Origin of the sequence: Corallococcus sicarius, from assembly GCF_003611735.1 — a bacterium.
Lineage (GTDB): Bacteria > Myxococcota > Myxococcia > Myxococcales > Myxococcaceae > Corallococcus > Corallococcus sicarius.
In genome coordinates, this window is record NZ_RAWG01000333.1 from 1 (window position 1) to 10,077 (window position 10,077).

General features: G+C 69.8%; 1 protein-coding gene. It reads left to right on the forward strand.

All coding sequences use genetic code 11. The features are described 5' to 3' along the window. Positions 1 to 10,077: non-ribosomal peptide synthetase (locus D7X12_RS34500; protein ID WP_120629463.1), on the forward strand; the 10,077-nt coding region annotated here is incomplete at both ends.

The following is a 10,077-nucleotide window of genomic DNA, read 5'->3' on the forward strand; positions in this document are numbered from 1 at the left end:
GGGTCGGCATCCACGACAACTTCTTCGCGCTCGGGGGCCATTCGCTGCTGGCCACCCAGCTCGTCTCGCGGGTGCGCGCCACCTTCCGGCGCGAGCTGCCCCTCCGAGCCCTCTTCGAGGCGCCCACGGTGGAAGCGCTCGCCAGGCGCATTGACTTCGCACAGGCCACTGCCGTCCCCGCCCCCCGGCGGTTGTCCGCGGTGCGCACCACCACGGTGCCACTGTCCTTCGCGCAGCAGCGCCTCTGGCTGTTGGATCAGCTCCAGCCGGGGGATGCGGCCTACAACCTGCCCGCAGCGCTCCAGCTCACCGGGCGCCTGAATGTCGAAGCCCTGCGTCGCTCCTTCGAGGCGCTCGTCCAGCGCCACGAGGCCCTGCGCACCACCTTCCACGAGCACCTGGGCCAGCCCACGCAAATCATCCACGCCCCGGATGGCTGGCTACTGCCGCTCGTGGACCTCTCCGCCCTGCCCGATGCAAAGCGGGAAGAAGAAGCCCGAGGCTTCGCGAATCAGGAGGCGCAGCGCCCCTTCGACCTGAAAACCGGTCCACTGCTGCGCAGCACGCTGGTGCGGCTGAGTGACGAGGAGCACCTGCTGCTGGTGACGATGCACCACGTCGTCTCCGACGGCTGGTCCATGGGCGTCCTCGTCCGCGAACTGGCCGCCTTCTACGCGGCATTCAGCACGGGCAGCATGCCCGCCATTCCCCCGCTCCCCGTGCAGTACGCGGACTTCGCGACGTGGCAGCGCGAATGGCTCCGGGGCGAAGCCCTGGCCGCGGAGATGGGTTACTGGAAGGAGAAGCTCACGGGCGCACCGGCGGCGTTGGAGCTGCCCACCGACCATCCGCGCCCTCCCGCGCAGTCGCACCGCGGTGCCACGGTGGACGTACAGATTCCCGCGAACGTGTCCGACGCCCTCATGGCCCTGGCGAATCAGGAGGGCGCGACGCCCTTCATGACGTTGCTCGCGGCCTTCCAGGTGCTGCTGTCGCGCTACTCCGCGCAGGACGACATCAGCGTGGGTTCCCCCATCGCCGGCCGTACCCAGTCGGAGATGGAGGGCCTCATCGGCTTCTTCGTCAACACGCTGGTGTTGCGTGCGCACGTGAAGCCCCAGGCGACGTTCCGGGAGCTGCTGGCCCAGGTCCGAGGCACCACCCTCGCGGCCTATGAGCACCAGCACCTGCCCTTCGAGAAGCTCGTCGAAGCGCTCCAGCCCACCCGCGACCTGAGCCGTGGCCCGCTCTTCCAGGCCATGTTCAGCCTGCAGAACACGCCCGCCGAAGCGCTGCGGGTGCCGGGCCTGTCGTTCCAGCCGCTGCCGCTGGAAGCGCACTTCGCCAAGTTCGACCTCACGCTGGCGCTGCGGGAATCCCCTGTGGGGCTGGTCGGCGTCTTCGAGTACGCGACGGACCTCTTCAAGGCCTCGACCATTCAGCGCATGGCCGGACACCTGGGCGTGCTGCTGGAGGCCATCGCGACGAAGCCAGACACCCGCCTCGCGGACCTGCCGCTGCTCACCGAAGCGGAACGCCAGCAGCTCCTCGTCGAATGGAATCCGCGCACGGCGGAGACGGAGCGCGAGCCCAGCATCGCCGCGATGGTGGAGGCCCAGGTGCGCCGGACGCCGGACGCGGTGGCCGTCATCACCCCGGAGCGGCGGCTGACGTACCGTGAGGTGGAAGCACGGGCCAATCAGCTCGCGCACCGGCTGCGCAGCCTGGGCGTCGGCCCCGAAGTGCGCGTAGGCCTGTGCGTCGAGCGCACGGAGGACCTCGTCATCGGAGCCCTCGGCATCCTCAAGGCCGGCGGTGCCTACGTGCCGCTCGACCCCAGCTACCCGCGCGAGCGGTTGGGCTGGCTGCTGGAGGACGCGCAGGGGCCCGCGCTGGTGGCGCACTCGCACCTGCTCGCCTCACTCCCAGCGCACTCCGCCACGCCGGTGTGCCTGGACACGGACGCGGAGCTGGCACTTCAGCCCACCACGGCCCCTGCCGTGGACGTGCTCCCCGGCCACCTCGCCTACCTCATCTACACCTCGGGCAGCACGGGCCGCCCCAAGGGCGTTGCCATTACGCAGGGCAACGCTGTGACCTTCCTGCACTGGGCCCTGGCGACCTATGCGCCGGAGGAGTTGAAGGGCGTCCTCGCCGCGACGAGCCTCAACTTCGACCTCTCGGTGTTTGAACTCTTCGCCCCGCTCTCCAGCGGAGGCGCGGTGGTGGTGGCACGCAATGCCTTGCACCTGGCGGAGCTGCCCACCGCGTCGGAGGTGACGCTCATCAACACCGTCCCCTCCGCCATGGCCCAACTGGTCCGCCTGGGCGCGCTGCCCCCCACCGCTTCAGTCATCAACCTCGCGGGCGAAGCGCTGCCGGACACGCTTGCGAAGCAGCTCTACGCCGTACCTTCAGTGCGGAAGCTCTACAACCTCTACGGCCCGTCCGAGGACACGACGTACTCCACGGGCTCACTGGTGGGGCGTGATGAAGTCCCGCTCATCGGTCGGCCCCTGCCGGACACGCGCGCCTACGTCCTCGACGCCGCCTTGCAGCCCGTGCCGGTGGGTGTCGCCGGTGAGCTGTACCTGGCGGGTGAAGGCCAGGCGCGCGGCTACCTGCTGCGGCCGGACCTCACCGCGGAGCGTTTCGTCCCGGAGCCCCATGGTCCTCCGGGTGGCCGCATGTACCGCACCGGCGACCGCGTCCGGTACCGCGAGGACGGGCGGCTGGAGTACCTCGGCCGTATCGACTTCCAGGTGAAGGTGCGCGGCTTCCGCATCGAGTTGGGCGAAGTCGAAGCCGCCCTGCGCAAAGCTCCGGGCATCAAGGATGCGGTCGTTGTCGCGAAGGGTGAAGCCGCGGACAAGCGCCTCGTCGCCTACGTCGTCGCGAAGACAGGCGTCACCCTGGAAGCCGAAGCGCTCAAGGCGCAGCTGCGTCAGGGCCTGCCCGAGTACATGGTCCCCGGCACCGTGGTCGCGCTGGAGGCCCTGCCCCTCAACGCCAACGGCAAGGTGGACCGCAAGGCGCTGCCAGAACCCGAGGCGCCCCAGTCGGGCAGCACCTACCTCGCACCGCGCACGCAGACGGAAGCGAAGCTCGCGGCCATCTGGGCCGAGGTGCTCCGGCTGCCGCAGGTGGGCGTGCGGGACTCCTTCTTCGAGTTGGGCGGCCACTCACTGCTCGCCACCCAGGTGGTGTCACGCGTCCGCGCGGAGTTGAGCGTGGAGCTGCCCCTGCGCGCACTCTTCGAGTCACCCACCGTGGAGGGCCTTGCCGGACGCCTGGCGGGGAGCACCGATGCCAGCGTCCCAGCCCTCACGCGCGTCTCGCATGAGGGCCCGCGGCCGCTCTCCTTCGCGCAGCAGCGTCTGTGGCTCATTGATCAGCTCGAACCGGGCAGCCCCCTCTACAACATGCCCGTGGCGGTGCGGCTGGACGGCACCCTTCACGCGGACGTGCTGGAACGGGCGCTCCAGGAAGTCCTGCGCCGCCATGACGCCCTGCGCACCACGTTCGCCCAGGTGGACGGCGAGCCCGTGCAGGTCATCCATCCGGAAGTCGTCCTGTCCCTGGGACACGTCGACCTCTCGGTTGTGGAAGCAGCGCAGCGGGAAGGCGAGGCACGGGCGCAGGTGACGCAGGAGATGCGCAGGCCCTTCGACCTGCACATGGGTCCCCTGGTGCGTACGCTGCTCTTCAAGCTCACGGAGCGGGAGCACATCCTCGTCGTCAACATGCACCACATCGTCTCCGACGGCTGGTCGCTCGGGGTGCTGGTGCGGGAAGTGGGCACGCTCTACGCCGCGTTCACCGAAGGGCGGCCGTCGCCCCTCCCGGAGCTGCCGGTGCAGTACGCCGACTACGCCACCTGGCAGCGCCGGTGGCTCCAGGGCGAGATCCTGGATGCGCAACTTGGCTACTGGAAGCAGCAGCTCTCCGGCGCCCCAGCCGTGCTGGAGCTGCCCATCGACAAGCCACGACCGGCGGTCCGCAGCACCGCGGGCGCGGCGCTCGGCTTCACCCTTCCGCGTGAGTTGAGCAAGAAGCTGTGGAGCCTGGGTCATCACGAAGGCGGCTCGCTCTTCATGGTGCTGCTCGCCGGCTGGCAGGCCTTGCTGTCCCGCTACACGGGCCAGGATGACCTCAGCGTGGGTTCGCCCATCGCGGGCCGCACGCGCGCGGAGACGGAGGGCCTCATCGGTTTCTTCGTCAATACGCTCGTGCTGCGCGCGAGGATGGAGGACGGCCAGTCGTTCCGCTCGCTGCTCCAGCAGGTGCGTGGGACGGTGCTCGAAGCCTATGAGCACCAGGACGTGCCCTTCGAGAAGCTCGTGGAGGTACTGCAGCCCGCGCGCAGCCTCAGCCACACGCCCCTCTTCCAGACGCTGCTGACGCTCCAGAACGTCCCCACCGACGGCGTGCGTCTGCCGGGCTTGCGCCTCCAGGGCCTGACCTCCGAACACACGACCTCGAAGTTCGACCTGAGCGCCTTCTTCTCGGAGACGCCGGACGGCTTGCAGGGCGTGTTGGAGTACAGCACGGCCCTGTTTGAGCGGAGCACCGTGGAGCGGATGGCCACCCACCTGCGCACGCTGCTGGAAGCCGTGGCCGCGACGCCCGACCAGTCCGTGGCGGACCTGCCCCTGCTGGGAACCGCAGAGCGTCAGCGCCTGCTGGTGGCCTGGAATGACACCGCGGTGGAAAGCCCCACTGCTGTCCCCGTCCATGTCCACTTCGCGCGCCAGGCCCACCGTTCGCCTGACGCCGTGGCCCTCGTCCAAGGCGAGGCCACGCTCACGTACGCCCAGCTCGACGCGCGGGCCAACCAACTGGCCCACCACCTGCGCGCGCTCGGCATCACGCCCGGTGCGCGCGTCGGTCTCGCCGTTGAACGCTCCTTCGACCTGATCGTGGCGCTGCTGGCCATCCTCAAGGCCGGCGCGGCCTTCGTCCCGGTGGACCGCAATGCCCCCGTGGACCGCATCGCCGCGCTCCTGGAGGATGCCGACGTCGAGGTGGTCCTCACCCACCAGCCCTTCGCCTCACTGCTGCCCGCCACAGCCACCCGCGTCTGGCTCGACGCGCAGCAGGACATCCTCTCCGCGCTGCCCACGCACGCCCCGGACGTGCACGTGGACGGTGAGTCACTGGCCTACGTCATGTTCACCTCCGGCAGCACCGGCCGCCCCAAGGGCGTCTGCGTGCCCCACCGGGGCATCACCCGACTGGTGCTCGGCAGCACCTTCATGCGCTTCGGGCCCGACGCGGTGTGGCTCCAGTTCGCTCCCGTTGCCTTCGACGCCTCCACGCTCGAAATCTGGGGCGCGCTGCTGCACGGCGCGAAGCTCGTCCTCGCGCCGCCCCATGCCCTCACCCTGGAGGAGTTGGCCGCGCAGCTGCGTCACCACCGCGTGACGTCGCTGTGGCTGACGGCCGCCCTCTTCGAGCAGATGGCCCTGCACCAGGCAGAAGCGCTCGCCACCGTGCGGCAACTCCTGGCCGGTGGCGACGTGCTCCCCGCCGCCCGAGTGCGTGAGCATCTGGCGCGGCTCCCCGAAGGCGCCGTCCTCATCAACGGCTACGGCCCCACGGAGAACACGACCTTCTCCACCACACTGTCCCTGCACCGGGACACGGTGGTGGAGGGCCCGGTGTCCATCGGCCGCCCCATCTCCAATGCCACCGCCTACGTGCTCGACGCGCACTTGCGCCCCGTTCCCGTGGGAGTCGCGGGCGAGGTGTACGTCGGCGGCTCCGGCCTCGCCTGGGGCTACCTCCACCGGCCCGACCTCACGGCGGAGCGATTCGTCCCGCATCCCTTCTCCTCCACCCCGGGTGCCCGCCTCTACCGCACGGGAGACAAGGCCCGCTGGCGGGAGGACGGCACGCTCGACTTCCTCGGCCGTGTTGACTTCCAGGTGAAGGTGCGCGGCTTCCGCATTGAATTGGGTGAAGTCGAAGCCGCCCTGCGCGCGGCCTCCGGCGTCAACGAGGCCGTCGTCGTCGCCCGTGGAAGCGACGGAGACAAGCGCCTCGTCGGCTACGTCACCGCACTTGAAGGCCACACGCTCGACGTCGACGTCCTCAAGGCAAGCCTCAAGCAACGCCTGCCCGAGTACATGGTGCCCTCCGTGCTGATGGTGCTGGAGGCCCTGCCCCTCAACGCCAACGGCAAGGTGGACCGCAAGGTCCTGCCCGAGCCGGGAGATGCTCCGCGCGCCTCTGCCTTCGTCGCCCCGCGCACCGCCACCGAGGAAAAGCTGGCCGCATGCTTCTCCGAGGTGCTGCGCGTGGAGCGCGTTGGAGTGCAGGACGACTTCTTCGCGCTCGGCGGCCACTCCCTGCTGGCCACGCAGCTCGTCTCGCGCGTGCGTGCCGCCTTCGGCGTGGAGCTTCCCCTCCGAGCCCTCTTCGAGTCCCCCACGGTAGAAGCGCTCGCGAAGCGGCTCGAAGGGGTCCAGCGCACGCCGCATCAAGCGCCGCCGCTGCGGCCCACCTCGCGCGAGGGGGCCATTCCCCTCTCCTTCGCGCAGCAGCGCCTCTGGCTGCTGGATCAGCTCCAGCCCGGCGACGCGTCCTACAACCTGCCCGCCGCGCTCCGCCTCACCGGGCGCCTGGAGGTGGAAGCCCTGCGCCGCGCCTTCGAGGCGCTCGTCCAACGCCACGAGGCCCTGCGCACCACCTTCCAAGAGCACCTGGGCCAGCCCACGCAGAGGATCCACGCCCCGGGTGACTGGATGCTGCCCGTCATCGACCTCTCCACCCTGCCCGAAGCACAACGCAACGCGGAAGCCCGACGACGTGCCGCCGAGGAGGCACGCCAGCCGTTCCAGCTCTCCACCGGCCCGCTGCTGCGCAGCACGCTGGTGCGGCTGGATGAAGCAGAGCACCTGCTGCTCCTGACGATGCACCACGTCGTCTCCGACGGCTGGTCCATGGGCGTCCTCGTCCGTGAGGTGGCCGCCTTCTACGCGGCGTTCAGCACGGGTAGCACTCCCAGCCTCACGCCCCTGCCCGTGCAGTACGCGGACTTCGCGACGTGGCAGCGCGAATGGCTCCAGGGTGAAGCGCTGGACGCACAGATGGGCTACTGGAAGGAGAAGCTCACGGGAGCACCCGCCGCGCTGGAGCTGCCCACCGACCGGCCGCGCCCGCCCGTGCAGTCGCACCGCGGCGCCACGTTCGGGCTTCAGATTCCCGCGCAGGTCTCGGACGCACTCAAGGCCCTGTCCCAGCGCGAGGGCACCACGCCCTTCATGACGCTGCTCGCGGCCTTCCAGGTGCTGCTGTCTCGCTACACCGCGCAGGATGACATCAGCGTGGGTTCCCCCATCGCCGGCCGCACCCAGGCGGAGACGGAGGGCCTCATCGGCTTCTTCGTCAACACGCTGGTGTTGCGCACCCAGGTGAAGCCCCAGGCGACGTTCCGGGAGCTGCTGGCCCAGGTCCGAGGCACCACGCTCGCGGCCTACGAGCACCAGCACCTGCCCTTCGAGAAGCTCGTCGAAGCCCTGCAGCCCACCCGCGACCTGAGCCGTGGCCCGCTCTTCCAGGCCATGTTCATCCTGCAGAACACGCCTTCCGAAGGACTGAACCTCCCCGGCCTGTCCTTCCAGCCGCTGCCGCTGGAAGCGCACTTCGCCAAGTTCGACCTCACCCTGGCGCTGCGGGAGGCTCCGACGGGCATCATTGGCGCATTCGAGTACGCGACGGACCTCTTCGAGGTCTCGACCATTCAGCGCATGGCCGGCCACCTGGGCGTGCTGCTGGAGGCCATCGCCGCGAAGCCGGACACCCGCCTCGCGGACCTGCCGCTGCTCACCGACGCGGAACGCCAGCAACTCCTCGTCGAATGGAATCCGCGCACGGCGGAGACGGAGCGCGAGCCCAGCATTGCCGCGCTGGTGGAGGCGCAGGTGCGCCGTACGCCGGATGCCGTGGCCGTCATCACTCCGGAGCGCCGGCTGACGTACCGTGAGGTGGAAGCACGGGCCAATCAGCTCGCACACCGGCTGCAGGGCCTGGGCGTCGGCCCGGAAGTGCGCGTGGGCCTGTGCGTGGAGCGCACGGAGGACCTCGTCATCGGAGCCCTCGGCATCCTCAAGGCCGGCGGTGCCTACGTGCCGCTCGACCCCAGCTACCCGCGCGAGCGGTTGGGCTGGCTGCTGGAGGACGCGCAGGGGCCCGCGCTGGTGGCGCACTCGCACCTGCTCGCCTCACTTCCAGCGCACTCCGCCACGCCGGTGTGCCTGGACACGGACGCGGAGCTGGCACTTCAGCCCACCACGGCCCCTGCCGTGGACGTGCTCCCCGGCCACCTCGCCTACCTCATCTACACCTCGGGCAGCACGGGACGTCCCAAGGGCGTTGCCATCACCCAGGGCAATGCCGTCACCTTCCTGCACTGGGCCCTGGCCACGTACTCACCCGAAGAACTCAAGGGCGTGCTCGCGGCGACGAGCCTCAACTTCGACCTGTCAGTGTTTGAGTTGTTCGCCCCGCTCTCCAGCGGAGGCGCCGTGGTGGTGGCACGCAATGCCTTGCACCTGGCGGAGCTGCCCACCGCGTCGGAGGTGACGCTCATCAACACCGTCCCCTCCGCCATGGCCCAACTCGTGCGCCTGGGCGCAGTGCCGGTGGGAGTGCGTGTCATCAACCTCGCGGGCGAAGCGCTGCCGGACACGTTGGCGAAGCAGGTGTACGGCCTGCCCTCCGTGCGCAAGCTCTACAACCTCTACGGCCCGTCCGAGGACACGACGTACTCCACGGGCTCGCTGGTGGGGCGCGAGGAAGTCCCGCTCATCGGTCGGCCTCTGCCTGCCACGCGCGCCTACGTCCTCGACGCCGCCTTGCAGCCGGTGCCCGTAGGTATCGCCGGTGAGCTGTACCTCGCGGGTGAAGGCCAGGCGCGCGGCTACCTGTTGCGTCCGGACCTCACCGCGGAGCGTTTCGTCCCGGAGCCCCATGGTCCTCCGGGTGGCCGCATGTACCGCACCGGCGACCGCGTCCGGTACCGCGAGGACGGCCGGTTGGAGTACCTCGGCCGTGTCGACTTCCAGGTGAAGGTGCGCGGCTTCCGCATCGAGCTGGGTGAAGTCGAAGCCGCCCTCCGCCGGATTGTTGCCCTCAAGGACGCAGTGGTGGTGGCGAAGGGCGAAGCCGCGGACAAGCGGCTCGTCGCCTACGTCGTCGCGAAGGCAGGCGTCACCCTGGAAGCCGAAGCGCTCAAGACCCAACTGCGTCAGGGCCTGCCCGAGTACATGGTGCCCTCGGTGCTGATGGTGCTGGAGGCCCTGCCCCTCAACGCCAACGGCAAGGTGGACCGCAAGGCCCTGCCAGAGCCCGAAGCGCCCCAGTCGGGCAGCACCTACCTCGCACCGCGCACGACGACGGAAGCGAGGCTCGCGGCCATCTGGGCCGAGGTGCTCCGGCTGCCGCAGGTGGGCGTCCGGGACTCCTTCTTCGAGCTGGGCGGCCACTCACTGCTCGCCACCCAGGTGGTCTCGCGCGTCCGCGCGGAGTTGAGCGTGGAGTTGCCCCTGCGCACGCTCTTCGAGTCACCGACGGTGGAGGGCCTTGCCGGGCGATTGGCCAGCCTCACGGGTGCCAGCCCCCCGGCCCTCATGCGCGTCTCGCATGAAGGCCCGCTGCCGCTCTCCTTCGCGCAGCAGCGCCTGTGGCTCATTGATCAGCTCGAACCGGGCAGCCCCCTCTACAACATGCCCGTGGCGGTGCGACTGGACGGGCTGCTCAACACAGACGTACTGGAGCGAGCGTTGCAGGAAGTCGTGCGTCGCCATGATGCCCTGCGCACCACGTTCGCGCAGGTGGAGGGCGAGCCCGTGCAGGTCATCCACCCGGAAGTCGTCCTGTCCCTGGGACACGTCGACCTCTCGGTTGTGGAAGCAGCGCAGCGGAAAGGAGAGGCACGCGCGAAGGTAGCGCAGGAGATGCGCAGGCCCTTCGACCTGCGCACGGGCCCCCTGGTGCGCACGCTGCTCTTCAAGCTCGCGGAGCAGGAGCACATCCTCGTCGTCAACATGCACCACGTCGTCTCCGACGGCTGGT